The organism is Agathobaculum sp. TL06, assembly GCF_054658635.1.
The window spans coordinates 160,380-184,988 of sequence record NZ_BAAGGY010000001.1 but is presented as its reverse complement, the minus strand read 5'-3'; the positions used below and the strand labels follow the sequence as shown (position 1 = coordinate 184,988).

Here is a 24,609-nt window from a genome sequence, read left to right as displayed (position 1 = left end):
TGGTTATCCTCCGATCTGGTTCATGCTCCTTTGCTCGGCGGGGTACTGCGTTTGGGTAAAGCAATGGGCGGCAGGCTTTGCCCAAACTGCCTGTTCGATGGCCGTGCGCAGCGCGTTTTCCGCCGCGCCGCCGCGCAGGAGCGGCTTGAGGTCCGTGCCTTGCGGATAGCACAGACAGGGCTTTAATATGCCCGTGCTGGTCAGGCGCACGCGGTTGCAGTCTGCGCAGAACGAATGGCTGACCGCCTGGATGAGTCCGATGTAACCCTGAAGAGCGGGCGCGGAATAATAGCGTGCAGGTCCGTTGCCGCGCCGCTCCCCGATAGGCGCAAGCGCCGGCCAGACCGTGCGCAGGCGATCAAGAACGGAAGGAGGCGCGGCGGAAACCGCTTTCCTGCCGCCGATCGGCATATGTTCGATAAACCGCACGTCTACGGGAAGCTGCTCCGCCAGCCGCGTGAGCGGAATGAGCTGATCTGCGGTTTCCGGCAGAAGCACAGCGTTTATGCGGGTGGGGAGCCGCCCCGCGCATTGGCGTACGGCGGCGAGCACGTCGTCCGCTGTGTACATGCGGCGGGTGATGTGTTGGTACTGCGCGTTATCGAGGGTGTCCAAGCTGATGTTGACGCTGTCCAGGCCGGCCCGGCACAGCTTGTCCAGCAAAGGCGGGAGCAGGAGTCCGTTGGTGGTCAGCGTTACCTGACGCACACCGGAAGCCGCCTTGAGCGCGCGGATAAAATCCGTACAGCCCCGGCGAACAAGCGGTTCGCCGCCTGTGACCTTGAACCGGTCAATACCCAGCGACGCCGCCGCCCGTGCGACGCGCAGCAGCTCCTCATACCGGAGCAGCTCGCTGTGCGCGGAAAGGGGGATGCCTCCGGCGGGCATACAGTAGTGGCAGCGCAGGTTGCACCGGTCGGTAATGGATAAGCGCAGGTAGTTGACCTCGCGGCCGAGCGCGTCACGCATGGCTGCCGTCCTCAAAGCGAAAATCTCCGCTCTTGCCGCCCTGCTTTTCCAGCAGATGGATGTCCGAGATCACCATGCGTTTGTCGATCGCCTTACACATATCGTAAATGGTGAGCAGCGCGGTGGAAGCACCGGTCAGGGCTTCCATTTCCACGCCGGTCGGACCGGCGCAGCGCACGGTGCAGACGGCTTGGATGCTCTGTTCTTCCTCCAAAAGCGTAAATGCGATTTCACATTTGGTCAGGTTCAGCCGGTGGCACAGCGGGATAAGGTCGGCGGTGTGTTTAGCGGCCATGATGCCCGCCACCTGTGCCACGCCAAGCACATCGCCTTTTTTGGATGTGCCGCTTTGAACGGCCAAAAAGCATTCCGCGCTCATGCGGATGCGTCCGGAGGCGGAAGCCGTGCGCACAGAGGGCTGCTTCGCGCTTACGTCCACCATCACGGCGTTGCCGTTTGCATCAATATGGGTAAAAGCCATAAGGTCCTCCTGTTTTGAAACATGAAAGAGAAAAAGAATCAGAAGTGCAATCGGCACCCGCCGAATGCCAGATTGACTATATTGCAACGATTTGCTATAATTTACGATAAAAAGAAGAATAAGAATTGGTAAGGGTGATGGACTGATGAATAAACAGCAAATATACGATTATTTGAAACAAGAAAATATTTGGCATGAGATAACGGAACACGAAGCTGTTTATAATATGGCGGAACTTTCCGATATTGAAATACCTTATCCTGAATATGATGCAAAAAATCTCTTTGTTCGTGATGACAAGAAAAGAAATTATTATCTTATTACCGTCAAAGGAGATAAACGAGTAGATTTGAAAGAGTTTCGTAAAAACAACAACACAAGAGCATTATCTTTTGCATCGGCAGATGATTTAATGGATATTATGGGATTGATACCTGGAGCAGTGACACCTCTTGGGTTGTTGAATGATTCAGAATGTAAGGTGACACTATTTTTAGATAATGATTTTATGAACGATGTTGGTTTAATAGGCGTTCACCCAAATGACAACACCGCAACAGTTTGGCTTAAAGTAAAAGATTTAATAAAACTGCTTCAGCAACATGGAAATGCAGTAAATGTTGTTCAGATATAGGCCGTCGATGAAGCCGATGCGTCATATGCCCTTGCCGAAGCCGCAGTTCGGGAAATGGCAGTCCGCGCAGTTCAGGCACAGCCCACCGTGTCCCAGACCGGCGAGCCAGTCTGCAGTGACCGGCACATCTGCCAGCAGACGGGGCAGGACCAGATCGAAGATGGTACGCTTTGCGTACATCACGCACCCCGGCAGGCCGCAGACCGGACGCCCGTCCGGCAGATAGGAAACAAGGAACATCGCGCCCGGCAGCACGGGCGCGCCGTAGCTGATCACTGTCGCGCCCGCATTCTGTATGGCAAGCGGGGTGCGGTCGTCCGGATCGACGCTCATGCCGCCGGTACAGAGAATCAGCTCCACGTCGCTGGCCGCCATCTGACAGATCGCGTCCGTGATCTGTCCAGCGTCGTCGCTGCAAACCGTATGTGCGGTCATTTCACAGCCGTATTCGGTCATTTTCCGCACGAGCACCGGCGTGAACGCATCCTGAATCAGGCCGTGATATACCTCGCTTCCGGTTGTGACCACGCCGAAAGAACGGGGACGGAACGGAAGCAGCCGAAGGAGCGGTTCGTCTCCGGCTGTCCGTGCGGCTCGCTCCATTTTTTCTTTTTCGATCACAAGAGGGATCACACGCATGCCGCACAGCTTGTCGCCCGCTTTGACGGGAAAGCCCGAGGCGCGCGTGGCGATCATCATTTCGCCCAGCGCGTTGACCGCGCGCAGACGCTCGATATCGACCAGCAGCAGGCCGTCGGCTTCAGCGATCAGCTCGATTTTCCCCTCTTTCGGAGGGGTGGCGCGCATATGCGCGTTTTGACAGATGGCACGCAGGATATCCGCTGCGTCGTTTTCGTGCAGCATGGCTTCGTTATTTTCCCAAATATAAATATGCTCCTTGCCGACGCTGAGGAGGACAGGGATATCCTCCTCGCGGATGATATGGCCCTTGCGGAACACCGCGTCCTTTGTGACGCCGGGGATAATCTGGGTGATATCATGGCAGAGCACCTGCCCGACCGCGTCCTGCGTGCGTATCAATTTCATAGGGAAGCCTCCTGCGGTAAGCTGCGGACTGCTCACAAAAGCGTCCAGCGGCATTTGTATAACACGATTATACCATACTGCAACCTATTTCAGCAACAAATAAGGAATAGAAAAGCACAGGGCGTTTTTGTCGCACCTTTCGTTATATTAATAAATATATAACGAAAGACATGGGAGGCGGGCGGGCCGTTGCGTTTGAACGGGGGACATGCTATAATAATGGCATATCGGCGGATGGAGGGAAAACCAATGGCGGAGCGGATTCGGGTGAAAGCAAGCCTGCGCCTTGTGCGGGAGGGAAAGCTGTTCGGGCCGGGCGCGGCGCAGCTGCTCGAAGGCGTCGCGGAACTGGGGTCCCTGCGGCGCAGCGCCGCACGCATGGAGATGAGCTACAACAAAGCATGGAGCGTGGTACACGCCTGCGAGGAGCAGCTTGGCTTTGCGCTGTTGGAGCGCCGCATCGGTGGAGCAGGGGGCGGCGGTGCGTCGCTGACCGAAAAAGGACGCGCGCTTCTGAAGCGGTACCGTGCGTTCGACAGCCGGGCGCATGAAATGCTCGACCAGATGGCGCAGGACTATTTTACGGATCTATTGGGGCAGGAGTGAGCTGGCATGTTAAAGCGTGAAGCGCGGCCGTGGGTGCTGGTGCGGGGCGCGGGAGATCTGGCAACCGGAGTGATTGTTCGCCTGTACCGCTGCGGCTTTCGGGTGATTGCGACCGAATGTGCGGATCCTTCTGCGATCCGGCGCAGGGCGGCGCTGTGCGAGGCTGTTTGGCAGGGTACATCCCAGGTGGAGGGCGTGCGCTGCCGCCGCGTTTGTGATGCGGCGCAGGCGGCGGCGGTATCCCGCGCGGGCGAAGTGCCGCTGATAGTGGATGAGCGCGCGGCTTGCATCGGGACGCTGCGGCCCGCCGCAGTGGTGGACGCCATTTTGGCCAAACGCAATTTGGGTACCGACCGGAGCCTGGCGCAAATCACGATTGGCGTTGGCCCGGGATTTACTGCGGGCGTGGAAGTGGACGCAGTGGTGGAGACCATGCGGGGACACCATCTGGGGCGTGTGATTCGGCAGGGCGCGGCAATACCAGATACGGGCGTGCCGGGGGCGATCGCGGGCTATACGGTGGAACGGGTCATTCACGCGCCGGCGGCAGGGCGGATGTGCTTTGTTAAGGATGAAACCGGTGCGGCAGTGGATATCGGCGCGATTGTGCGTGCGGGGCAGACCATCGCCCGTATTGGAGAAACGCCGGTTTCCGCGACGATAAACGGCGTTCTGCGCGGCCTGATTCGGGAGGGCTATCCGGTATCGGCGGGGCTGAAGATCGCGGATATCGACCCACGGCCGGAACAGGCGGCCTATTGCGATACCATATCGGATAAGGCGCGTGCAATCGGCGGCAGCGTGGTGGAAGCGCTTCTCGAGCTATCCAGAGAAAAAGGGATCGAGCTGCTGTAAGCGACGACAAAAACGGGCTGGTATCAGCCCGTTTTTTTAGGTCGATGGAAGTAGCCAGTCGATGAAGAGGGAAGGGGTGTCGCGTAGGCTTCCCATACGGCAGTCCAGTCCATCGGAGGAAAGCGCCTGCAAAATTTCCTCCGCCTGCGGCCGGACGCCGGCAAGATCCGACTGATTCAGAAAGACGCGCAGCTTGTCAGGGGGAAGCCCGACTGCAGCGGCGGTTTCCCGAATGCAGGATACCATGATCTGCGGACTGACCCGCTGGCTGGGAGCCTGCGCCCAGACGGGGTGAAGCTGGTAACGGTGTACCGCTGCCCCGACCGGCCTGCCGAGCGCGGACAGGCCGGCAACAATCAGGCAAAGGCTGGTTTGCGGCGGGAGCACCGGTTCATCCGGACGGTGCAGCTTGAGCGGTAAGCCGTGCGCGCCGTCCGCTTCGCAAAGCGTGATATCGGAAGCGTGGATAAATTGCTGCAGCAAGGCGGCGGGAAGCGCCCCCATTTTCCCGTCTGTAGAACGCGTACCCGCACAGGTAACCCCGATCCGGCGAAGCTGTTCCTGCAGCTGGGTGGGGGATGGGTCGAGCAGCAGGCTGCGGCACAGCGGCGGCCGGACTGGGAACATATGGGTCGTGGTGGTCAGCAGGACAGCGCGGTGAGAGAGAGCGCGCGCCAGATGAAGCAGGGCGGTCGTTTTTCCGCCGGCCCCCACGGCGGCAATCACGAAAGGCGGCATGGGTGTCGCTCCTTTCAGGTTTCGCTGCGCCAAAGCAGGATATAACCGGTGGTTTCCGCAAGGTAAATTGCCTCGGTATCCGTATCCAGCAGCGCGCGGCAGTCGGTTTCGGCGGAAAACTGGACGCAGGTGCCGCAGGACGAACTGAGCGCGCGCGGGACCGGCAGCATCCGGACGGGAATATCCGCGTTTTGCAGGGCTTGGAAGCTTAAAAGAGCGCTCAGGTGAGTGTAGAACGTCGCAATATACCGATTCATGGCAGTTTGGTCAGCAGAAGAGAGAATTCATCATCCGCAACCTCACGAACCTCCACCGCATAGCCGCTGTGACCGGCAAAGCGGGAAATATTTTCGACCGCGCAGCGGTCGTCCACCAGCACCTCAAGCTGGTCGGGCGCGCTCCGGCCGACTTCCTTCTGTACCATGACCACCGGCATGGGGCAGGAATATCCTCTTGCATCAACCATTGTTTTTTTCCTCCTTGTGCAGATTCGCGACAGATATGATAAACAGCAGGATCAGGCCGGTCAGTATCCCGATCTGGCCGGGCGTTCCCACACCTCCGGCGACAAAGGCGCCGTCCGTCATGGCGTCCGCGTTGCCGGCCATGCCGAAATTGTGGGCGAGCGCCGCGCCGGTCAGCATGCCGAATACGGTAACCGCGCTGTCCCCATTGCCTTCTCCGGCCAAAATGAGCTGGCGGAGCGGGCATCCGCCCAGCAGAACGGCGCCCCAGCCGACCGCTGCCATCCCGAGCAGGCTCCACAGATAATCATGATGGGCAACCGGCTGCACGGCAAGCGTAGGATGGAATCCGCCCAGCAGCAGGTTGCCGATCAGCACGGTGGCGAAGATCGCCGCAAAGCCGCTCACTAAATGGAAGTCGCGGAACAGGAATACGTCGCGGATGCCGCCTGCCATACACAGCCGGCTTTTCTGCGCCAGTACGCCGACGATCAGCCCGCCGGCGAGGGAAACCAGCCAGTAGGCATGGCTCGCGCCCGGCCCTTCCTCAGAGAAGCGCAGTACGGCCGGTACAGCAAGCAGAAGGACAAGAAGGGCGGCCATAAAACCGGGCAGGACGAAGCCGTCCGACCGTTTCACTTTATAGGCGCGGCCCAGGGAAAACCCTTTTTTCAGGCACAGCACGCCGGCGCCGATGCCGAGCGCAAAGCCGGCAAAACCGGAAACGGCGGTAAGGTCGCCCCCAGCCAGCCGAAGCACCATACGGAGCGGGCAGCCAAGGAAAGCGAGCGCTCCGACCATGACGATCATACCCAGTACAAAGCGCAGCGCGGGCGCGGAACCGGCGCGTGCCTTGAATTCACGGCCGGCCATGGCGGACAGGAGCGCGCCCAGTACGAGCCCGATGATTTCCGGACGTATGTATTGAACCTTTGCGGCGCTGTGCATACCAAGCCCGCCCGCGATATCGCGTAGGAAGCAGGCGATGCAGAAGCCCATATTGGCGGGATTGCCCGCTGCGGCAAGCCCCAGCGCGGCGAGGCCGGTGATAAAACCGGCCAGAAGGATGAGACGGTGGTGTTTGTTCATGGGGAAATCTCCTTTAATAAAATGAGGTCGAAATTTACTTTTGCCGCAGGCTGTGCTACACTGGTCAAAACAGAGCCTTGCACAGAGAGAGCAATGGAGGGATGCCGATGAGAACCATATATTTGGACCATGCCGCAACGTCGTTCCCCAAACCGCCGGCGGTAGGAAAACGGATGCAGGAATATGTGGAAACCGTGGGCGCGACGGTCAACCGGTCGTCCTATGGCGCCGCGCAGGAGGCGGGTATGGTCGCGCTGCGCCTGCGGCAAAGGCTGGGCGCGCTGTTCTCTTTTCCCGACCCTGCGCATGTGGTGCTGACGCCCGGCAATACCTGGGGGCTGAATATGCTGCTGCACGGCGCGCTGCGCCCGGGCGATCACTGTCTGGTTTCCGCGATGGAGCACAACGCGGTCATGCGCCCGCTGCAGCAGATGTCGCAGCGCGGCGTGCGGTTTGAGCGCGTGCCGTGCGACGCGGAGGGACGCCTTGACCTGCGGGCGCTGGAGCGGATGCTGCGGCCGGATACGCGGCTGGTGCTGCTTTGCCACGCCTCCAACGTTTCCGGCACGGTGCAGGACGCCGAAAGGGCGGGACAGGTCTGCGCTGCGCATGGCGTTCCGTTTGCGCTGGACGCCGCGCAGACGGCCGGACATCTGCCGATTGATTTCGGCAGGCTGGGGCTTGCGGCGCTGTCCGTCCCCGGGCATAAGGGCCTGATGGGGCCGCAGGGCATCGGAGCGCTGATTCTGCGGCCGGATTTCGCGGAGGCGTTGGAATTATTTGTTTCCGGTGGGACGGGAAGCGCGTCAGACAGCGAGGAACAGCCGCGTTATATGCCCGACCGGTTTGAGTCGGGAACCCCCAATGTGCCGGGGATTTACGGCTGGGAAGCGGCACTGGAATACCTGCAGAGCGTTACGGTGGAGAGGGTCGCCGCACATGACAGGGCGCTGTCCGAACAGTTCCTGGACGGCTTGCAGGAGGTGCCGGGCGTTGTGCTGTACGGCCCCCGAACCGCCGCAGGGCGGGTAGGGGTATTCAGCCTGGATTTCCTGGGAAAAGATAATGCGGAAGCGGCGTACCGGCTGGAGTGCGAATATGGCATTTTGACACGCTGTGGTTTGCACTGTGCGCCGTCCGCCCATAAAACGCTTGGCACGTTCCCAAAAGGAAGCGTGCGGCTGTCTTTCGGCTGGTTCACGACCGAAGAAGAGGTTGGGCGCGCGCTGGAAGCCATTGCTGCGGTCAGCGCAGGATGATTCTTGCGCCTCCGGTATAGTCGGCCGCTTTGCCGATACGCTGCGCGCTGGGTACGGATGGCCGCAGTTCGTCCCAAAGCGCGTCTGCGTCCGCCGGATCGACGGCGATCAGCAGACCGCCGGAGGTCTGCGGGTCATACAGCAGGTCCTGTACAGCCAGCTCGGTCTGCCCTGCATCGACAAAGGGCTGGGCAAAGGTGCGGTTGCGGTACATCCCTTCCGGCAGGATGCCGGTGCGCGCCAGCGCGAGAGCTTCGGGCAGCAGGTCGAAGCCTTTTATGTCAAGCGTCAGCGCAACCCCGCTCGCCTGCGCCATTTCAACCGCATGGCCGAGCAGGCCGAAGCCGGTTACATCCGTGCAGGCATGGACGCGATACCGCACCATGATATCGCGCGCGGCTTTGTTCAGGGTTGCCATCAGGCGATAGGCCTGCGCGAGCGCGGCAGGGGGACAAAGCTCCACTTTGGCGGCGGTGGTCAGGACGCCGGTCCCGAGGGGCTTGGTCAGAAACAGAATATCCCCCGGCCTTGCCCCTGCGTTGGTCAGCAGCCGCTCGGGATGGACAAAGCCGGTGACGGACAGGCCGTATTTTGGCTCCTCATCCAAGATGCTGTGTCCGCCGGTGATGAGCGCGCCGGCTTCATATACCTTGCCATAGCCGCCCCTGAGAAGCGCATGGACCGCGCTCTGGGGCATCTTCTCCGGTATACAGAGCAGGTTGAGCGCGAGCTTTGGTTCGCCGCCCATGGCGTAAATGTCAGACAGGGCGTTGGCGGCCGCGATCTGACCAAACAGAAACGGGTCGTCCGCAATGGGCGGAAAAAAGTCCACGGTCTGCACCAGCGCAAGCTCGTCCGACAGCCGGAAAACCGAGGCGTCGTCGCTTTTGTCAAAGCCCACCAGCAGATCAGGATCGCGGTGGACCTCTATGCCGTCCAGCAATTGTGCCAAAATACCGGCGCCGACCTTGGCGCCGCAGCCTGCACAGCGGGCAAGTTTGGTCCATTTAATGTTTTCTTCCATAGCGGCAGCTCCTTGCTTTGCAGAAAAAAAGCGATTGAAAGTGTGCTTCAATCGCGGTGCCTGCGTGCGTTATCCTAATCAAAAGATAACACGGATGGAGAAAAAGGTCAAGAAAAGAAATGTCTGTACCGTTCTTGAAACGGGTTTTCTGCCGCCTTTCAAGGCGTCTGACGTTTTACGCTGTGCATGCCTTTTCAGAAAAGCGGTTTCATGGTATACTGGAAGCAAATGATGGAATGATGAGGAATGTGTTATGGTTTCATATGTGCTTACCTGCTGTTCGACAGCAGATCTGCCCGCCGAATTTTTTCGGACGAGGCAGGTACCCTTCGCCAGCTTTCATTTTCAGTTGGAGGGGGAAGATTATCTGGACGATCTTGGCAAAACCATACCCTATGAGGAGTATTTTGCAAAAATAGCCGCGGGGGCGCAGCCCACCACGGCGCAGGTAAATGTGGAGGAATACAAGCGGCTGTTCGAACCGCTGCTGCAGGAGGGGAAAGACATCCTGCATCTGTCGTTTTCCAGCGGGCTGTCGGGTTCCTGTGCGTCCGCCTGTATCGCGGCCGAAGAAATGCGGGAGAACTATCCGGAACGGAAGATTTATGTGGTGGATACGCTGGCGGCATCCTCCGGCTATGGGCTGCTGGTGGCTGCGGCCTGCGACAAGCGCGACGCGGGTATGCCGCTTGATGAATTGCACACATGGGTGGAACAGAACAAGCTCCGGCTCCACCACTGGTTTTTTGCGACCGACCTGACCAGCTTCAAGCGCGGCGGCCGGATTTCGCCCGCCGCGGCAACCTTTGGCACGCTGCTGGGGATTTGTCCGCTGCTCAACGTGGATTTTGAGGGCCGTCTGGTCCCACGGAAGAAAATACGGGGCAAAAAAGCGGTCGTTTCTGAAATTGTTACAATGATGGAGCAGCATGCGGAAAATGGACTGGATTACAGCGGGAAATGCTTTATTTCGCAGTCCGCATGCATGGAAGATGCGCGCGCGGTAGCGGATATGGTAGAGGCGCGCTTCCCGCACCTGAACGGCAGGGTCGCCATAAACAGTATCGGCACAGTAATCGGCGCGCATACCGGCCCGGGGACGGTAGCGCTGTTTTTCTGGGGAGATGAGCGGGACGACTGAAATGGAAAAAGCAGGGAGGATGGCAGCGCCATCTCCCTGCTTTTTTAATCCCTGCGGCCGGACGGTGTTCTGGTAGGGGCAAGCACATAAACATGCGCCGCACCCATTTCGCGCAGCAGCTTGACCGCCGCGGCAACCGTCGAACCGGTTGTGATAATATCGTCTACAAGAATAACGGATTTGCCGGAAAGGTCGACGCCGGCGCGTACCCGCAGCGCGCGTTCCGCGTTCTTCTTACGCGCCGCCGCGTCCCTTCGGCCGGACTGCTTGGGGGTAAACGGCCGCTTCCGCAGCGTGGCGGTGCAGGGAAGCGAAAACGGGGCGGCGATCCGCTGCGCGAGCAGCTCCGCCTGGTTATAACCGCGCTGGTACCAATGGAGCAGACCGATGGGGATAAATGTGACAAGATCAGGCTTCCAGGCGTCCAGCCGCTCCGCTAAGACCGGCAGGGTCTGCGCGGCGAACCAGTCAGCATAGTGCTGGCGGTGCTGGAATTTGAAACGCTTGACCGCGTCCGCGACCGCACCGGTGTAAAGAAGCGGTGCGGCGGCATCATCGGCCCCGTCGATCTGGAACCGCTCGGTACACCGGTACTGGTCCCGCACGGCCTTTGCGCAGGCGGGACAAAGCATAGCGGCTTTCCCAGCGTCAGCATCCAAGGTTTTGCAGCACAGTACACAGGTTTTTGTAAAAATAAGCCCCATAACGCCCCTCCGATCAAAGGATAAAGGACTGCCTCCGCAGGGACAGTCCTTTTTTTATCTTATCCAAGCAGCTTTTTCAGGCGCTCCGCCGCCTCAACCGTTCGCTGCTGGTCGCCAAACGCGGTCAGGCGGAAGAAACCGTCTCCGTTCTTGCCGAAGCCGGCGCCCGGTGTGCCGACCACATGGGCGTTTTCCAGAAGATAGTCGAAGAACGTCCAGCTATCCATGCCATTCGGGCATTTCAGCCAGAGATATGGGCTGTTTTTGCCGCCCGTGTACCAGATGCCGAGCGAATCGAGCGTTTCACTGAGCACTTTGGCATTCTGCTTGTAATAGCCGAGCGTTTCCCGAATCTGCCGCATGCCCGTTTCGGTAAAGCAGGCCGCCGCACCCTTCTGTACGATATAGGGTACGCCGTTGAATTTTGTGGTCTGGCGGCGCAGCCACATTTTGTTGAGCTTCCCATCAGCCAAAGCCTTGGGGACGATCGTCCAGCCGCAGCGCGTGCCGGTAAAGCCGGCCATCTTGGAGAACGAACAGAACTCGACCGCACAGGTTTTGGCACCCTCGATCTCATAAATGGAGCGGGGGAGACCGGCGTCTTCGATAAAGCATTCGTAAGCTGCGTCATACAGGATAACGGCATGCTGCGCGTTGGCGTAATCCACCCATGCCTGAAGTCCGGCACGGTCATAGGCGGCGCCGGTCGGGTTGTTCGGGGAGCAGATATAGATGATATCACACGCTGTGCTGGCATCCGGCAGCGGGAGGAAGCCGTTTTCCGCGTTGGCGTCCGCAAAAATCACCTTGCGGCCGGCCATGACATTCGTATCGACATAGACGGGATAGACCGGATCGGGAACCAGAACGGTATTATCTGCGCTGAACAGGTCGAGAATATTGCCGAGGTCGCTTTTTGCGCCGTCCGAAATAAAGATTTCATCGGTAGCAAGCGAAACGCCGTGCGTATGGTAATAGCCGGCCAGCGCTTCGTGCAGAAAGCCGTAGCCCTGCTCGTCGCCGTAGCCGTGGAAGGTTTCCTGCCGTGCCTGATCCTCGACCGCCGCGTGCAGCGCGTCGATCACAGCAGGCACCAGGGGACGGGTCACATCGCCGATGGACAGCTTGATCACATCTGCTTCCGGATGGGCGGCCTGAAATTCGCGCTGCTTTTTGGCCACGGTGGAAAACAGATAGCTCTGCGCGATATTGTCGAAATTTTGATTAATCTGCATGTTTTTTGCTCCTTTCCAGCGATGCCGCGACAAACGCCTTGAACAGCGGATGCGCGCGGTTGGGGCGGGATTTGAATTCGGGGTGGAACTGTACGCCGATATAGAACGGATGGTTCGGGATCTCGACCGTTTCCACCAGCTCGCCGGTGGGCGAGGTGCCTGTAATCAGCATGCCCTGTTTTTCGATCTGCTCACGGAAATTATTATTGAATTCATAGCGGTGGCGGTGGCGTTCGGAAATCATTTCCGCGCCATAGGCCGCAGACATGATGGTGTCCGGACGGATTTTACACGGATAAGCGCCCAGACGCATCGTACCGCCCTTTTTGGAAACGCCCTGCTGGCTTTCCATCAGGTCGATGACCGGATGTGTGGAATCCGGATCAAACTCACTCGAATTGGCGTCCTCAAAGCCCAGCACGTTGCGCGCATAGCTCATGACCGCGATCTGCATGCCCAGGCAGATGCCAAAATAGGGGATGCCCTGCGTGCGCGCATAGTTGGCGGCGCAGATCATGCCCTCGATGCCGCGCGGGCCGAAGCCGCCGGGCAGGATGATGCCGTCGACCTCGCCGAGCAGCTTGTCCACGGTCGAGTCGTTGATCTCCTCCGAATCCACCCATTCGATATCGACAAAGCATTCGTTTTCATAGCCGCCGTGCTGCAGGGCTTCCGCAACGGACAGGTATGCGTCGTGCAGCTTAACGTATTTGCCGACCAGCGCGATCCGGACATGCGCCTTGCGCGCCGCGATACGCTCGAGCATGGCGACCCACTCGCTCATGTCGCCCTTGGGCGCGCCGATGGCCAGCTCGCGGCAGACGATGTCGGACAGGTGGCTTTCCTCCAGCATCATGGGCGCCTGGTACAGTACGGGAAGCGTGCGGTTTTCAATGACGCAGTCCTCCGGTACGGTGCAGAACATGGAAATCTTCCTTTTGATGTCGTCGTCCATGGGCTGATCGACGCGCGCCACGATAATGTCCGGGGAAATGCCGAGGCCGCGCAGCTCCTTGACCGAATGCTGGGTGGGCTTGCTTTTCGGCTCGTTCGAGCCGGAGATGTAGGGGACGAGCGTAACATGAATAAACAGGCAGTTGCGGCGGCCGACCTCGGTCGCGACCTGGCGGATCGCTTCAAGGAACGGCTGGGATTCGATATCGCCGGTTGTACCGCCGATCTCGGTGATGACAACGTCGGCCGAGGTCTTCTTGCCGACCGAATAAATGAAAGACTTGATCTCGTTGGTGATATGGGGAATGACCTGCACGGTCTCGCCCAGGTATTCTCCGGCGCGCTCCTTGTTGAGCACGTTCCAGTAGACCTTGCCGGTGGTCAGGTTGGAAAATTTGTTCAAATCCTCGTCGATAAAGCGTTCGTAGTGGCCGAGGTCGAGATCGGTTTCCGCACCGTCGTCCGTTACATAGACCTCGCCATGCTGGAACGGGCTCATTGTACCCGGGTCAACGTTGATGTAGGGGTCGAGCTTCTGCGCGGCCACCTTGAGGCCGCGGCTTTTCAGCAGGCGTCCCAGCGACGCGGCCGTGATGCCCTTGCCCAGACCGGAAACAACGCCGCCGGTTACGAAGATGTACTTTGTCATATCTCGATTTCCCCCTCAAAAATTGTGGTTGCCGCGCCCGTCATGAACACGGTCTCGTCGGTGTATTGAATGTTCAGATCGCCGCCGCGCAGGTGGACGGTGATATCGCTGCCTTTTTCCGCGCGCCCTGTGAGGCAGGCCGCGACGCCCACGGCGCACGCGCCGGTGCCGCAGGCCCAGGTTTCGCCCGAGCCGCGCTCCCACACGCGCATTTTCAGGCTGCCATCGGGTTGGACATTGACAAATTCCGTGTTGATGCGCGCGGGGAAGAGCGGGTGATGCTCAAATTTGGGGCCGATCCGCGCGAGGTCGAGACTGTCGATATCCTCGGACAGGAAGATGACGCAGTGCGGATTGCCCATGGAGACACAGGTGACGTGATAAACCCTTTCATCCACCACAAGCGGCGCGCCGACGACCGAATCGCCTTCGAAATCAGCCGGTATATCGCGCGGCAGGAGAATGGCGGCGCCCATATCCACGCGGACGGACTGCACTCTGCCGTCCTGAATGTCGAGTTCGAGCCTTTTGACGCCGGAAAGCGTATCGACCGTGACCGACGTCCGTCCGTCTACCATGCCGTTGTCGTACAGGTATTTGCCGACGCAGCGGATGCCGTTTCCGCACATCCGGCCCTCCGAGCCGTCCGCGTTGAAAATCCGCATCTGCGCGTCCGCCCTGTCGGATGGAGATATCAGGATGATACCGTCGCCGCCGATGCCGAAATGCGGCTCGCTCAGCCGGATGGAAAGCGCCTCCGGATCGGGTACGGCCTGGTCGAAGCAGTTGAAATAAATATAATGATTGCCGCAGCCGTGCATTTTGGTAAAAGACAGCTTCACGCGGTTTCCCCTCCTTGAAGATCAATTTTCGAGGCGTGCATACGCGTTTCACGCACCGCAACCCATATGTAATTTAGTATAGCATAATTCCTTTCCGATTTCTCTACCCAATTGAAAAAAACCGGAAAAATTTTGTCGCATCCCGAAGGCTGGTTTTGGGTGGTATCATACAAAAATGAAGAGTTCGGACAATGCGGCGGAAAGGGAAGAAGCGGACACTTTGCGGATTATGAAAAATACGGACCGTCCGCGCGTGAGATACCTGTACAGATTAAACAAAGAGGAAAAAGACGAGGGGGAAGCCTTGACAAGCCGGAAGTCTGCGGATTATAATTCTTTTGTAAACAGCAGAGCGCGCTGTGGGAACCCATCCCCGCAGCGCTTGTTTTATATGGTTATATGGGCAGCAAATAACAGGCTGATTATTATTGTTACTATTAAAAATCTATATATAGAGTAGTAAGGAGCGATATGTGTATGAACACGGCAAGGAACGTCCCCGAGCTTTTTGGCAGCATGGTCTTTAACGAGACCGTGATGAAGGAGCGTCTTCCGAAGGATGTTTACCGCAAGCTCAAAAAGACCATGCGGGAAGGGACTGCGATCGATGCGGACGTTGCCGCCGTTGTGGCGACAGCGATGAAAGACTGGGCGCTCTCCAAGGGTGCAACGCACTATACCCACTGGTTCCAGCCGCTCAACGGCATTTCGGCCGAAAAGCATGATTCCTTTATCTCTCCGACAGACGACGGCGGCGTGATGATGGAGTTTTCCGGCAAGGAGCTGATTAAGGGCGAGCCGGACGCGTCCTCGTTCCCCTCCGGCGGCCTGCGCGCGACCTTCGAGGCGCGCGGCTACACGGCCTGGGACCCGACCAGCTACGCCTTTGTCAAGGACGGCTCGCTGTATATCCCGACCGCGTTCTGTTCGTATACGGGCGAGATCCTCGATAAAAAGACGCCGCTGCTGCGCTCGATGGAAGCAATCAGCGCGCAGGCCTGCCGCGTACTCAAGCTGTTCGGCAAGGAGGTCCGCCACGTCACCACGACGGTCGGGCCGGAGCAGGAATACTTTTTGATCGATAAACGGGACTACGCCAAGCGTAAGGATCTGATCTTCACCGGCCGCACGCTGTTCGGGGCAAAGCCGCCGAAGGGACAGGAGATGGAGGACCACTACTTCGGCTCCATCCGCCCGCGTGTGGCGGCGTTCATGCAGGAGCTGGACGAAGAGCTGTGGAAGCTCGGCATCTTCTCCAAGACCAAGCATAACGAGGTCGCGCCCTGCCAGCACGAGATGGCACCGGTGTTTACCACAGCCAATATTGCGACCGACCATAACCAGCTCACCATGGAGGTCATGAAGCGGGTCGCGCAGAAGCACAACTTTATCTGCCTGCTGCATGAAAAGCCGTTCGAGGGCGTCAACGGCTCGGGCAAGCACAACAACTGGTCGCTTTCCACGGATACGGGCGAAAACCTGCTTGAGCCCGGCAGAACGCCGAGCGAAAACGCGCAGTTTCTGCTGTTCCTGACCGCGGTTATTAAGGCTGTGGACGAATATCAGGATCTGCTGCGCATCTCGGTTGCGTCCGCGGGCAACGACCACCGCCTGGGCGCGAACGAAGCGCCTCCTGCCATCGTTTCCATGTTCATTGGCGACGAACTGCAGGCAATCCTGGATGCGATCGAATCGGACGCGGACTATACGGATATGACCAAAACCAAGATGGATCTCGGCGTATCCGCGCTGCCGGACATTCCGAAGGATACCACCGACCGCAACCGCACCTCCCCGTTCGCCTTTACCGGAAACAAGTTTGAATTCCGCATGCTGGGCTCGGCGATCAACATTGCCTGCCCGAACATCATGATTAATACTGCGGTCGCGGAGGAGCTGCGCCTGTTCGCGGATGAACTGGAAGGCGCCGCCGACTTTGAGAGCGCGCTTCACGAGCTGATTAAGCGCGAGATCAAGGCGCACAAGCGTATTATTTTCAACGGCAACGGCTATGACGACGCCTGGATTGCAGAAGCGGAAAAGCGCGGCCTGCTCAACCTGAAGTCGACCGCGGAGGCGCTGCCGCGCTACACGGATGAGAAAAACATCCGCCTGTTTGCAACGCATGGCGTTTACACCCGCATCGAGATGGAATCCCGCGAGGAAGCGCTGCTGGAGGAATATTATAAGACGCTGCATATCGAAGCGCTGACAATGGCCGATATGGCGCGGGAAGAGATCCTCCCCGCCTGCACGACGTTCCAGAATGAGCTGGCGCAGACGGCAAGGAACAAAAAAGAGGTCGGCGTATCCAACACAATGGAGGTTGACCTGCTGCGCAAGGTCTGCGGGCTGACAGAGGAGCTGTACAGCAAATGCGGCGAACTGAGCGACGCCATTGCACAGGCGCCGGAGGCCGATGCCAAGCGCCTGTCGGATTACTATCATGATACGGTTATCCCGATCATGAACGCGGTGCGTCAGCCTGCGGACGATCTGGAGCTGCTGGTTGGCAAGAAATACTGGCCGTTCCCGACGTATTCCGATATCCTGTTTTACGTCTAAAGTTACAACAAAACAGTACGCATTGCCGGCCGGCGGTGCGTACTGTTTTGCTTTGGGAGAGCGGCGCGCTTGTGTTTTTTTCACGAGTGTATTATAATGATACATATTTTGCATGCGGGAGAATGGTATTGCGATGAAACGGATAGCTGCGCTGCTTGCGGCGCTTTTGTGCCTGTCAGGATGCTCCGACAGCGGAAACGCCTGCAGCACGGATTTTTTTGCCATGGACACGTTTATGTCCATAGCGGTATGCGGGGAAGGCGCGGAGGATTCCGAAGCGGCGCAGGAGCTGGCAGCAGAGCTGGAGCAGCGTGTAAATGCACTGGAACCGGCGCTTTCCCGCACAAGGGAGGACAGCGACCTTTACCGTTTGAACCACGCGGAGGGGGCGGTCTGTACCGTAGCTGAGGATACCTATGCGGCGATCGCCGATGCGGTGGAGTACGCGAAGCTGACCGGCGGCGCGTTTGACCCCACGATGGCGGCGCTGTCCGACCTGTGGGGCATCAATACGGAGGACGCCAGGGTACCGTCCCAGAATGAGATCGAGCAGGCGCTGTCCAGCGTGGGCTATGAGAATATCGAGCTTCTGGGAGACGGGCGGGTGCGCTTGCTGAACGGTGCGCAGCTTGACCTCGGCGGCATTGGCAAAGGGTTTGCAACGGACGCGGTTCAGGCGGCTTGGGAACAACGGGACCGTTCGGGAACGTGGAGCGTGCTGGCCCGTCTCGGCGGCAATGTTGGGGCGTTCGGCGAGAATCCTGACCGCGACGGAGGGAACTGGGTCGTCGGTATTGCGGATCCGGATAACAGCGCGGATTATTTGGCAACGGTCGCGGTAAAAGACCTGTCGGTTGTCACCTCGGGCGACTATGAGCGCTATTTTGAGCAGGATGGGAAACGGTATCACCATATTTTTGACCCCGCCACCGGTTATCCGGCGGAAAGCGGCCTGTGCAGCGTGACCGTGATCGACGAAAGCTCTACCCGTGCGGATGCGCTGACGACTGCGCTGTTTGTCATGGGGCTTGAGGAAGGAATGGCGTTTTGCGCCGAAAATCAGGTCGCTGCTGTTTTCATCACAGCGGACCGGCAGGTTTACACGACGCAGCGGGTCGGCGAGCTCTGCACCTTTTCGTTTTTAGGCGAGGAAAAAGGGTATACCTATGCGCAGTAGAATGAAGTGGGGAGACGCCGTGATTATCGGCGCGGTGCTGCTGCTGGCGGCCGCACTGGCCGCTGTGCTGGCAATGCAGGCGGCGGGCGACCGGCTTTATGCGGAGGTCTGGAAAGACGGCAGTCTGGTGGAGCGGGTCGCGCTGGAGGAACAGACCGACCGGACGATCGAACTGGATGGACATAACACAGTGGTATTGCTTGGCAAAACGGCAAAAATGCAGTATGCGGATTGCCGCGACCAGGTCTGCGTCAGGACCGGAACATTGACGCGCGCCGGCCAGGTGGCGGTCTGTCTCCCGAACCGCGTTGTGCTGAAAATCACAGGCGGGCAGAGCGATGTTGACGCGATCGTAAGTTAAAGGGGAGTGTGCGGACGGATGAAAGCGAAAAAGGTATCGTTCTGCGGCCTGCTGACCGCGCTTGCGATCGTACTGTCGCTGGCCGAGCGGCTGTTTCCGCTGGATGCGGTCGTGCCGGTACCCGGCGTCAAGCTCGGCCTTGCAAACGTGGTGACCCTGTTTGCGCTGACAAGACTTTCGGTGCGGGACGCGTTTTTCATTTTGGTATGCCGCGTGACGATTTCCTCGGTACTGATGGGGAGCGTGACCGCGTTTCTGTTTTCCCTGCTGGGGGGACTGCTTTCCCTGGCTGCCATGTGTCTGCTGCTGCGGCTGGAAGGGCGGTTCTGCTCTCTGCTGGGCATCAGTGTGGCCGGAGCGGCGGCGCATAATATCGGGCAGGTGCTTGCGGCAATATTCTGGATGCAGACAGCGGCGGTTGCGGCGTATCTGCCTTTCCTGCTGGTGATGAGCGTCCCGCTTGGGCTTGTGACCGGCCTGACCTGTTCCGTTGTGCTTGCGCATATGAAAAAAATCGAGTTTCATGTATAAATTTTTTGGCATCCTCCTATACTATGAGCAAATATAAAGGAGGAAATGCAATGAAAAAGCTTGTTGCGTTACTGGCCATGATGACAATGCTGATTGGCTGCGGCTGCTCCAATACGTCCGACGACCAGAATAAAGACGGCGCGGACAATACGGTTACGGACAGCCAGAATGACCAAAACGACACGATGGATAACAGCATTGGGAATGACGCGGATAGAGTCGGAGACGACATAATGGATGGCGTGGACGACGCGGGCAACGCCATCAAAGACGGCGCCGAGGATGTCGGCGACGCGCTGACCGGAAACAATAACAATAACAACAACGGCGCGGCTACGGATAATGGAACCGGCGTAACGACCTCCCCCAATCCGTAATCGAAAATAAATAAAGCTGCAGGCTCAATGCCTGCAGCTTTATTTATTTCTTCATTAAATCTGTGAGGTGAAAACCTGGTAGCCCTGCCTGCTCAAGTCGTCAAGCAGACGCTTGGCGTGCTCAACGCCGCCGACCTCGCAGACGACCTGGATGATCGCTTCGCCGATATCCAGATCAGCCTGCACGCGGTCATGCTGGAACAGAATGATATTGGCGTTCTGCTCAGCCACCAGATGCGCAAAGCGTTCGAGCGCGCCGGGTACGTCCGGCATCAGCACCGAGAATTTCAACTGGCGGCAGCGGGTGACAAGACCCTTTTCCACGATCTTATGGATAAAAGACACATCAATATTGCCGCCAGAAAGCACGCAGACGACCTTTTTGCCCTTGACGTCCACCTTGTTGTTGAGTACGGCCGCCAGGGGCGCCGCGCCGGAGGTTTCCACGACCTGCTTGCAGCGTTCAAGCAGCAGAAGCACGGTGGAAGCGATCTCCTCATCGGAGACCGTGACAACACGGTCGACATATTGCTGAATATACCGGAACGTGTTTTCGCCGGGACACTTGACCGCGATACCATCCGCGATGGTGCGGACCGTATCCGATGGCTGGAGCGTACCTGCGCGGAAGGAATTGGCGATGGCCGGCGCGCCCTCTGCCTGTACGCCGACGATCTGGATGCGCGGATTGATCTGCTTGGCGCAGGCCGCGATACCGGAGATCAGCCCGCCGCCGCCCGCAGGGACAAAAATGATATCGACGAACGGAAGGTCGCGCAGGATTTCGAGTGCGATCGTACCCTGGCCGGCCATAACATCCTCGTCGTCAAACGGATGGATGAACTCGGCTCCGGTTTCCTCGCAGATCTCGCAGGCCTTGGCATAGGCTTCGTCATAGATGTTGCCGGCAAGCACAACCTCAGCGCCATAGCCCTGCGTCGCGGACACCTTTGCAATCGGTGTGGAACGGGGCATGACGATGGTAGACTTTACGCCGACCGAACTGGCTGCGAACGCGACGCCCTGCGCGTGGTTGCCTGCAGACGAGGCAACGACCGCATGGAGGTCGCCCTCGGCGTAGCGCTTCATGATCTTGTTGTATGCGCCGCGCACCTTGAAGGAACCGGTCTTCTGCTGGTTCTCGTACTTCAGATAGACTTCCGCGCCGCTCATGGCAGAAAAGGTGCCGGAAGTGGACAGCGGGATGTTATGGATCACATTTTTCAGGCGGTCGGCCGCCGCTTCGAAATCTTTCAGCTCTAACATAATATCTTTCTCCGATTTAGCGTGATGAACTTATCATAGCACTTTTGTTTCGGGATTGCAAGCGGAAATCCGAGGACGTGCGTCTGTTTTGCCGGAAAAATGGGGAAGAAAGAAGGGAGGGTGATCTTTTTATTGCCAGAAGGGTCCGGCTTTGCTATACTTAAAGAAGATCGTATAGTGGAGGATAATGTCATGGATGAGCAGAGCAAGGGGTTCCGCGGCGCCGTTTTCGGCGGGTTTAAGCGGGAAGACGTGCTGCGATACATAGAGGAAACGGATACCAGGTACTTTTCGGAAACCGAGGAGCTTCGCCGGCAACTGGCGGAGGCGCAGGCCGCGATGGGGGAGCTGCGCGGGCAAAACGAAAAGCTGACGGAGAAAAACGCGGAGCTGTTGGAACGGCTGGGGCAGATGACGCTGGATACCGATAAAATCAGAGCGAAGCTCGACGAGATCGAAAAGGGCTTTACCCTGCAGACGACCGAAATTGAAGCACAGAACGCACGGGCGGAATCGCTTGCAGCGGAAAATGACCGCCTGACTGCGGAAAATACCAAGCTGGCGCAGAAATGCGGGGAGTACGATGCCTCCAAGGAGAAAATTGCAGAGATGGAGCTTTCGGCTTACCGGCGGGCGAAGCAGATCGAGGAGGATGCCAAAAGCGAGCTGCAAAAGCTGCGCCGCCAGTCGCTTGAGATGATCGAGCAGGTCAAACGTCAGCTCGATACGGCGAAAGAGAACTATCGGACGGTTTTGGCGCGCAGCCAGCAGGAATCGGCGGAAATGGCGCGCAAAGCGGGAGAAGTGCTGGGAGAGATCGACCGCATTACGGCTGCGCTGGGAAAGAGTGAAGCAGACAAAAGCAAATCCGGCCTGCGCGATGTACTGAATAATCTGCGGATCAAGACGGAGGAATAAGCGATGGCGCACTATGACCTGAAAACAGAGGAGTTAAAGCAGATGGCTTCCAAGCTCCGTGCCGGCGATACGGTCTCCCTGACCGGAACGGTGTATACCGCCCGTGATGCGGCGCACAAAAAAATCGTCGCGGCTATGGATGCGGGGGAAGCGCTCCCATTTGCGTTAGAGGGAGCGGCAATCTACTACGCGGGGCCGACGCCGGCCAAGCCGGGACAGGTGATCGGTTCGGTGGGACCGACTACATCGGGCCGTATGGATCCCTTTGCGCCGCGGCTTTTGGATGCGGGCCTTTCCTGTATGATCGGCAAGGGCATACGCAGCCAGGCGGTGCAGGATGCGATGGCGCGCAACGGAGCGGTGTATATGGTCGCGATCGGCGGCGCGGGCGCGGCCAAGGCGGCGTCTATCAAAAAGGTGGAAGTGATCGCCTATGAGGAACTGGGCTGCGAATCGGTCAAGCGGCTGACGGTGGAAAACTTCAGCGCGATTGTTTCACAGGACTGCGTCGGCGGCAACCTCTATACGGAAGGCGTTGCAAAATATAAAAAATAGCGCGCGGCGCGGAGCGCTGCGGATTCATAAAATCCCCCCGGCGGGCATACGCTGTGCTGAGAAGCATGGAAGCGGTCCGAGGGGGGATTTTTTTGAAGCTGGGCTTTCGTCACACAGCATTTCAGGCGGTGTGTACGGTTATCGTGCTTTGCTTTGCGCTGGTGCTGCTGCAGCGCGGCGATACAAACGCGGTGTTTGGGGAGCAGAACGGCGTCAGGTTGCCAATCCTGATGTACCATAGCATTTTGAAAGACAGCGCCCGCCAGGGGAAATATGTCGTTTCGCCATCCGTGCTGGCGGCAGATCTGGACGCGCTGCAAAAACGGGGCTACGAGACGGTTACGGTTTCCGACCTGCTCGCCTATGTGCAGGAAGGTGAGCCGCTGCCGGAAAAACCTGTGATGATTACGTTTGACGACGGGTATTATAACAATTATGTTTACGCATATCCGCTGCTCCAGCAGCGGAACATGCGGGCGGTCGTTTCGATCATAGGCTGCCAGACCGACCAGTATACGGAAAGCGGTGTGGAAAACGCCTACTGGTCGCATTTGACGATCGACAGACTGCGCGAAATGCAGGATGTTTTTGAGGTGCAGAACCATTCCTGGAACCTGCACGAATACGGGGAGCGCCGCGGCTGCCTGCGCAGACGGGGCGAGGACCAGACCACCTATGAAAGCCTGCTGCGGGAGGATACCGGTCAGACGCAGGAACTGTTATCCGAGAATGGGCTGCCGGAGCCGCAGTGCTATACCTATCCGTTTGGCGCATGCTCGGATGAAAGCGAGCAGGTGCTGCGCGAAATGGGGTTTCTATGTACGCTCGGATGCGAGGAGCGGATGAATCTGGTTACAGGCGATCCATCATGCCTGTATGAAATGGGGCGGTATAACCGTGCGTCAGGGGAAAGCACAGAAAGCTATCTCAAAAGGGCGTTGGGAGAGTGAAGGGATGGGAGCGATGCGTTTTTCCGAGCTGCATTGCAGGGAAGTAATCAACCTGTGCGACGGGGCGCGTTTGGGGGAAGTATGCGATCTGGTGTTCGATCCGGTCTGCGGACAGATCACGGCGATCGTCGTCCCAGGGCAGGGCGGCATCATGAGCCTGTTTTCGCGCGACGACTGCGTGATCCCCTGGAGCTGCATCGAAACGCTGGGAGAGGATTATATTCTGGTCCGCTGGAAAAGATAAGTGGGAGCGCGCGCGGAAGGATGCGTGAGGATAAGCGCATAGTCCGTATTGCTTTTGGAAAAAATAAGCGAAAATCAGCAAATAATGTTTGACATTGGATGCGTACAGCGCTATACTATTAGAGCATGAATTCGCACATCCCGTGATGAAAGCGGCCGGTGACGGGCCGGACGGCCTGTTGCCGCTGTCAGATGATCAGGGATGGAGGAAACAACCAAGGAGGAAAATGAAAATGGCAGTAATCTCTATGAAGCAGCTTCTGGAGGCCGGCGTACACTTCGGCCACCAGACCCGCCGCTGGAACCCGAAGATGGCGACCTACATCTTCACCGAGCGCAATGGTATCTATATCATTGACCTGCAGAAAACCGTAAAGAAGCTTGAGGAAGCATACTTCTTCGTGCGCGATATGGCCGCCGCGGGCGAGTCCATCCTGTTTGTCGGCACCAAGAAGCAGGCGCAGGACGCGATCAAGGAAGAGGCGGAGCGCTGCGGCCAGTTCTATGTCAATGCGCGCTGGCTGGGCGGCATGCTGACCAACTTCAAGACCATGCGCACCCGTATCGCGCGTCTGAACCAGCTGCAGAAGATGCAGGCGGACGGCACATTCGACCTGCTGCCGAAGAAGGAAGTCATCAAGCTCCAGCTCGAGATCGCCAAGCTCGAAAAGTACCTGGGCGGCGTTAAGGAAATGAAGAAACTGCCGGGCGCGCTGTTCGTGGTCGACTCCCGCAAGGAGAAGAACGCGATCGCTGAGGCCCGCAAGCTGGGTATCCCGATCGTTGCGATCGCTGACACCAACTGCGATCCGGACGAGATCGACTACGTCATCCCGGGCAACGACGATGCTATTCGCGCGATCAAGCTGATCTCCCAGACCATGGCGAACGCCGTTCTGGAAGGCAAGCAGGGCGAGCAGCTCGAGGTTGAGGCAAAGGCGGAAGAGGCCGAAGCGGCTTCCGCGCAGGCATAAG

28 protein-coding genes are annotated in these 24,609 nt (G+C 58.4%); 15 read left to right on the top strand and 13 right to left on the bottom strand.

Annotated elements, in window-relative coordinates; genetic code table 11:
* Nucleotides 1-3: 3 nt before the first annotated feature.
* Nucleotides 4-984, bottom strand: a complete 981-nt coding sequence (gene moaA / locus ACYQ3S_RS00890) for a GTP 3',8-cyclase MoaA (RefSeq protein WP_459686894.1) — start codon at nucleotides 982-984, stop codon at nucleotides 4-6.
* Nucleotides 962-1,450, bottom strand: a complete 489-nt coding sequence (moaC, locus tag ACYQ3S_RS00885) for a cyclic pyranopterin monophosphate synthase MoaC (protein WP_459686893.1) — start codon at nucleotides 1,448-1,450, stop codon at nucleotides 962-964. Before moaC ends, moaA begins: the two co-directional genes overlap by 23 nt.
* A 145-nt stretch (nucleotides 1,451-1,595) precedes the next feature.
* Here moaC and ACYQ3S_RS00880 point away from each other — a divergent pair, with 145 nt between their 5' ends.
* Nucleotides 1,596-2,084 (top strand): prolyl-tRNA synthetase associated domain-containing protein, encoded by a 489-nt coding sequence (locus tag ACYQ3S_RS00880; RefSeq protein ID WP_459686892.1) that lies wholly within the window; start codon nucleotides 1,596-1,598, stop codon nucleotides 2,082-2,084.
* Nucleotides 2,085-2,105: 21 nt separating this feature from the next.
* Here ACYQ3S_RS00880 and ACYQ3S_RS00875 read toward each other — a convergent pair whose 3' ends face one another.
* Nucleotides 2,106-3,131, bottom strand: a complete 1,026-nt coding sequence (locus ACYQ3S_RS00875) for a molybdopterin-binding protein (RefSeq protein ID WP_459686891.1) — start codon at nucleotides 3,129-3,131, stop codon at nucleotides 2,106-2,108.
* A 249-nt stretch (nucleotides 3,132-3,380) separates the two neighbouring features.
* On the opposite strand from ACYQ3S_RS00875, the gene ACYQ3S_RS00870 reads away from it, so the two are divergent.
* Nucleotides 3,381-3,737 (top strand): winged helix-turn-helix domain-containing protein, encoded by a 357-nt coding sequence (locus ACYQ3S_RS00870; RefSeq protein WP_459686890.1) that lies wholly within the window; start codon nucleotides 3,381-3,383, stop codon nucleotides 3,735-3,737.
* Between the two features lie 6 nt (nucleotides 3,738-3,743).
* A complete protein-coding gene (gene yqeB / locus ACYQ3S_RS00865) occupies nucleotides 3,744-4,592 on the top strand; it encodes a selenium-dependent molybdenum cofactor biosynthesis protein YqeB (protein ID WP_459686889.1) in 849 nt (282 codons plus the stop codon).
* Nucleotides 4,593-4,628: 36 nt separating this feature from the next.
* On the opposite strand, the gene yqeC is transcribed toward yqeB, so the two are convergent.
* From yqeC to yedE, 4 genes are read right to left on the bottom strand one after another with little or no spacing between them, the layout of a single operon-like run.
* Nucleotides 4,629-5,330, bottom strand: coding sequence for a selenium cofactor biosynthesis protein YqeC (yqeC, locus tag ACYQ3S_RS00860; protein ID WP_459686888.1), 702 nt, complete (start codon nucleotides 5,328-5,330; stop codon nucleotides 4,629-4,631).
* A gap of 14 nt (nucleotides 5,331-5,344) precedes the next feature.
* Nucleotides 5,345-5,587 carry a DUF3343 domain-containing protein gene (locus tag ACYQ3S_RS00855; RefSeq protein WP_459686887.1) on the bottom strand — a complete coding sequence of 81 codons (243 nt, stop codon included), beginning with the start codon at nucleotides 5,585-5,587 and terminating at the stop codon, nucleotides 5,345-5,347.
* Nucleotides 5,584-5,796: a sulfurtransferase TusA family protein gene (locus tag ACYQ3S_RS00850; RefSeq protein ID WP_459686886.1), complete on the bottom strand. Its 213-nt coding sequence runs from the start codon at nucleotides 5,794-5,796 to the stop codon at nucleotides 5,584-5,586. The genes ACYQ3S_RS00855 and ACYQ3S_RS00850 overlap by 4 nt, the downstream gene beginning before the upstream one ends.
* Nucleotides 5,789-6,883 (bottom strand): YedE family putative selenium transporter, encoded by a 1,095-nt coding sequence (gene yedE, locus ACYQ3S_RS00845; protein ID WP_459686885.1) that lies wholly within the window; start codon nucleotides 6,881-6,883, stop codon nucleotides 5,789-5,791. Before yedE ends, ACYQ3S_RS00850 begins: the two co-directional genes overlap by 8 nt.
* A 107-nt stretch (nucleotides 6,884-6,990) precedes the next feature.
* On the opposite strand from yedE, the gene ACYQ3S_RS00840 reads away from it, so the two are divergent.
* On the top strand, nucleotides 6,991-8,142 hold the full coding sequence (locus ACYQ3S_RS00840; RefSeq protein WP_459686884.1) for an aminotransferase class V-fold PLP-dependent enzyme: 1,152 nt from the start codon (nucleotides 6,991-6,993) through the stop codon (nucleotides 8,140-8,142).
* Here ACYQ3S_RS00840 and selD read toward each other — a convergent pair.
* Nucleotides 8,129-9,166: a selenide, water dikinase SelD gene (gene selD, locus ACYQ3S_RS00835; RefSeq protein WP_459686883.1), complete on the bottom strand. Its 1,038-nt coding sequence runs from the start codon at nucleotides 9,164-9,166 to the stop codon at nucleotides 8,129-8,131. The two genes, ACYQ3S_RS00840 and selD, sit on opposite strands and share 14 nt — an antisense overlap.
* A gap of 253 nt (nucleotides 9,167-9,419) precedes the next feature.
* On the opposite strand from selD, the gene ACYQ3S_RS00830 reads away from it, so the two are divergent.
* Nucleotides 9,420-10,307: a DegV family protein gene (locus ACYQ3S_RS00830; RefSeq protein WP_459686882.1), complete on the top strand. Its 888-nt coding sequence runs from the start codon at nucleotides 9,420-9,422 to the stop codon at nucleotides 10,305-10,307.
* A 44-nt stretch (nucleotides 10,308-10,351) separates the two neighbouring features.
* On the opposite strand, the gene ACYQ3S_RS00825 is transcribed toward ACYQ3S_RS00830, so the two are convergent.
* The 4 genes from ACYQ3S_RS00825 to dapF form a co-directional block, all read right to left on the bottom strand.
* Entirely contained in the window at nucleotides 10,352-10,636 is a 285-nt protein-coding gene (locus ACYQ3S_RS00825; RefSeq protein ID WP_459686945.1) for a ComF family protein, read from the bottom strand.
* A gap of 434 nt (nucleotides 10,637-11,070) precedes the next feature.
* Nucleotides 11,071-12,246 (bottom strand): LL-diaminopimelate aminotransferase, encoded by a 1,176-nt coding sequence (locus ACYQ3S_RS00820; RefSeq protein ID WP_459686881.1) that lies wholly within the window; start codon nucleotides 12,244-12,246, stop codon nucleotides 11,071-11,073.
* Nucleotides 12,236-13,849, bottom strand: coding sequence for a CTP synthase (locus ACYQ3S_RS00815; protein WP_459686880.1), 1,614 nt, complete (start codon nucleotides 13,847-13,849; stop codon nucleotides 12,236-12,238). The genes ACYQ3S_RS00820 and ACYQ3S_RS00815 overlap by 11 nt, the downstream gene beginning before the upstream one ends.
* A complete protein-coding gene (dapF, locus tag ACYQ3S_RS00810) occupies nucleotides 13,846-14,691 on the bottom strand; it encodes a diaminopimelate epimerase (protein ID WP_459686879.1) in 846 nt (281 codons plus the stop codon). Before dapF ends, ACYQ3S_RS00815 begins: the two co-directional genes overlap by 4 nt.
* Before the next feature lie 477 nt (nucleotides 14,692-15,168).
* Here dapF and ACYQ3S_RS00805 point away from each other — a divergent pair, with 477 nt between their 5' ends.
* The 5 genes from ACYQ3S_RS00805 (at nucleotide 15,169) to ACYQ3S_RS00785 (ending at nucleotide 19,702) form a co-directional block, all read left to right on the top strand.
* Nucleotides 15,169-17,256, top strand: a complete 2,088-nt coding sequence (locus tag ACYQ3S_RS00805) for a glutamine synthetase III family protein (protein ID WP_459686878.1) — start codon at nucleotides 15,169-15,171, stop codon at nucleotides 17,254-17,256.
* A gap of 133 nt (nucleotides 17,257-17,389) precedes the next feature.
* Entirely contained in the window at nucleotides 17,390-18,433 is a 1,044-nt protein-coding gene (locus tag ACYQ3S_RS00800; RefSeq protein ID WP_459686877.1) for an FAD:protein FMN transferase, read from the top strand.
* The gene (locus ACYQ3S_RS00795) at nucleotides 18,423-18,794 is read left to right on the top strand and encodes a NusG domain II-containing protein (protein ID WP_459686876.1); all 372 of its coding nucleotides are present in this window, start codon (nucleotides 18,423-18,425) and stop codon (nucleotides 18,792-18,794) included. The genes ACYQ3S_RS00800 and ACYQ3S_RS00795 overlap by 11 nt, the downstream gene beginning before the upstream one ends.
* An 18-nt stretch (nucleotides 18,795-18,812) precedes the next feature.
* A complete protein-coding gene (locus ACYQ3S_RS00790) occupies nucleotides 18,813-19,325 on the top strand; it encodes a Gx transporter family protein (protein ID WP_459686875.1) in 513 nt (170 codons plus the stop codon).
* 50 nt (nucleotides 19,326-19,375) lie between these two features.
* Nucleotides 19,376-19,702 (top strand): hypothetical protein, encoded by a 327-nt coding sequence (locus ACYQ3S_RS00785; RefSeq protein WP_459686874.1) that lies wholly within the window; start codon nucleotides 19,376-19,378, stop codon nucleotides 19,700-19,702.
* A 54-nt stretch (nucleotides 19,703-19,756) separates the two neighbouring features.
* Here the strand turns inward: ACYQ3S_RS00785 and ilvA are convergent, their stop codons facing one another.
* Nucleotides 19,757-20,968 (bottom strand): threonine ammonia-lyase, encoded by a 1,212-nt coding sequence (ilvA, locus tag ACYQ3S_RS00780; protein WP_054326005.1) that lies wholly within the window; start codon nucleotides 20,966-20,968, stop codon nucleotides 19,757-19,759.
* 192 nt (nucleotides 20,969-21,160) lie between these two features.
* On the opposite strand from ilvA, the gene ACYQ3S_RS00775 reads away from it, so the two are divergent.
* From ACYQ3S_RS00775 to rpsB, 5 genes are all read left to right on the top strand, one after another.
* Nucleotides 21,161-21,886, top strand: coding sequence for a hypothetical protein (locus tag ACYQ3S_RS00775; RefSeq protein ID WP_459686873.1), 726 nt, complete (start codon nucleotides 21,161-21,163; stop codon nucleotides 21,884-21,886).
* Between the two features lie 3 nt (nucleotides 21,887-21,889).
* Nucleotides 21,890-22,441, top strand: a complete 552-nt coding sequence (locus ACYQ3S_RS00770) for a FumA C-terminus/TtdB family hydratase beta subunit (protein WP_459686872.1) — start codon at nucleotides 21,890-21,892, stop codon at nucleotides 22,439-22,441.
* A 92-nt stretch (nucleotides 22,442-22,533) separates the two neighbouring features.
* Nucleotides 22,534-23,391 (top strand): polysaccharide deacetylase family protein, encoded by an 858-nt coding sequence (locus tag ACYQ3S_RS00765; protein WP_459686871.1) that lies wholly within the window; start codon nucleotides 22,534-22,536, stop codon nucleotides 23,389-23,391.
* A gap of 4 nt (nucleotides 23,392-23,395) precedes the next feature.
* Entirely contained in the window at nucleotides 23,396-23,635 is a 240-nt protein-coding gene (locus ACYQ3S_RS00760; protein WP_459686870.1) for a YlmC/YmxH family sporulation protein, read from the top strand.
* Nucleotides 23,636-23,867: 232 nt separating this feature from the next.
* On the top strand, nucleotides 23,868-24,608 hold the full coding sequence (gene rpsB / locus ACYQ3S_RS00755; RefSeq protein WP_459686869.1) for a 30S ribosomal protein S2: 741 nt from the start codon (nucleotides 23,868-23,870) through the stop codon (nucleotides 24,606-24,608).
* Nucleotide 24,609 lies beyond the last annotated feature (1 nt).

Bases quoted from the DNA above. Each gene is read 5' to 3' on its own strand.
- moaC (WP_459686893.1), bottom strand. From the start codon at position 1,450: ATGGCTTTTACCCATATTGATGCAAACGGCAACGCCGTGATGGTGGAC.
- ACYQ3S_RS00880 (WP_459686892.1), top strand. From the start codon at position 1,596: ATGAATAAACAGCAAATATACGATTATTTGAAACAAGAAAATATTTGG.
- ACYQ3S_RS00875 (WP_459686891.1), bottom strand. From the start codon at position 3,131: ATGAAATTGATACGCACGCAGGACGCGGTCGGGCAGGTGCTCTGCCAT.
- ACYQ3S_RS00870 (WP_459686890.1), top strand. From the start codon at position 3,381: ATGGCGGAGCGGATTCGGGTGAAAGCAAGCCTGCGCCTTGTGCGGGAG.
- yqeB (WP_459686889.1), top strand. From the start codon at position 3,744: ATGTTAAAGCGTGAAGCGCGGCCGTGGGTGCTGGTGCGGGGCGCGGGA.
- yqeC (WP_459686888.1), bottom strand. From the start codon at position 5,330: ATGCCGCCTTTCGTGATTGCCGCCGTGGGGGCCGGCGGAAAAACGACC.
- ACYQ3S_RS00855 (WP_459686887.1), bottom strand. From the start codon at position 5,587: ATGAATCGGTATATTGCGACGTTCTACACTCACCTGAGCGCTCTTTTA.
- ACYQ3S_RS00850 (WP_459686886.1), bottom strand. From the start codon at position 5,796: ATGGTTGATGCAAGAGGATATTCCTGCCCCATGCCGGTGGTCATGGTA.
- yedE (WP_459686885.1), bottom strand. From the start codon at position 6,883: ATGAACAAACACCACCGTCTCATCCTTCTGGCCGGTTTTATCACCGGC.
- ACYQ3S_RS00840 (WP_459686884.1), top strand. From the start codon at position 6,991: ATGAGAACCATATATTTGGACCATGCCGCAACGTCGTTCCCCAAACCG.
- selD (WP_459686883.1), bottom strand. From the start codon at position 9,166: ATGGAAGAAAACATTAAATGGACCAAACTTGCCCGCTGTGCAGGCTGC.
- ACYQ3S_RS00830 (WP_459686882.1), top strand. From the start codon at position 9,420: ATGGTTTCATATGTGCTTACCTGCTGTTCGACAGCAGATCTGCCCGCC.
- ACYQ3S_RS00820 (WP_459686881.1), bottom strand. From the start codon at position 12,246: ATGCAGATTAATCAAAATTTCGACAATATCGCGCAGAGCTATCTGTTT.
- ACYQ3S_RS00815 (WP_459686880.1), bottom strand. From the start codon at position 13,849: ATGACAAAGTACATCTTCGTAACCGGCGGCGTTGTTTCCGGTCTGGGC.
- ACYQ3S_RS00805 (WP_459686878.1), top strand. From the start codon at position 15,169: ATGAACACGGCAAGGAACGTCCCCGAGCTTTTTGGCAGCATGGTCTTT.
- ACYQ3S_RS00800 (WP_459686877.1), top strand. From the start codon at position 17,390: ATGAAACGGATAGCTGCGCTGCTTGCGGCGCTTTTGTGCCTGTCAGGA.
- ACYQ3S_RS00795 (WP_459686876.1), top strand. From the start codon at position 18,423: ATGCGCAGTAGAATGAAGTGGGGAGACGCCGTGATTATCGGCGCGGTG.
- ACYQ3S_RS00790 (WP_459686875.1), top strand. From the start codon at position 18,813: ATGAAAGCGAAAAAGGTATCGTTCTGCGGCCTGCTGACCGCGCTTGCG.
- ACYQ3S_RS00785 (WP_459686874.1), top strand. From the start codon at position 19,376: ATGAAAAAGCTTGTTGCGTTACTGGCCATGATGACAATGCTGATTGGC.
- ilvA (WP_054326005.1), bottom strand. From the start codon at position 20,968: ATGTTAGAGCTGAAAGATTTCGAAGCGGCGGCCGACCGCCTGAAAAAT.
- ACYQ3S_RS00775 (WP_459686873.1), top strand. From the start codon at position 21,161: ATGGATGAGCAGAGCAAGGGGTTCCGCGGCGCCGTTTTCGGCGGGTTT.
- ACYQ3S_RS00770 (WP_459686872.1), top strand. From the start codon at position 21,890: ATGGCGCACTATGACCTGAAAACAGAGGAGTTAAAGCAGATGGCTTCC.
- ACYQ3S_RS00760 (WP_459686870.1), top strand. From the start codon at position 23,396: ATGGGAGCGATGCGTTTTTCCGAGCTGCATTGCAGGGAAGTAATCAAC.
- rpsB (WP_459686869.1), top strand. From the start codon at position 23,868: ATGGCAGTAATCTCTATGAAGCAGCTTCTGGAGGCCGGCGTACACTTC.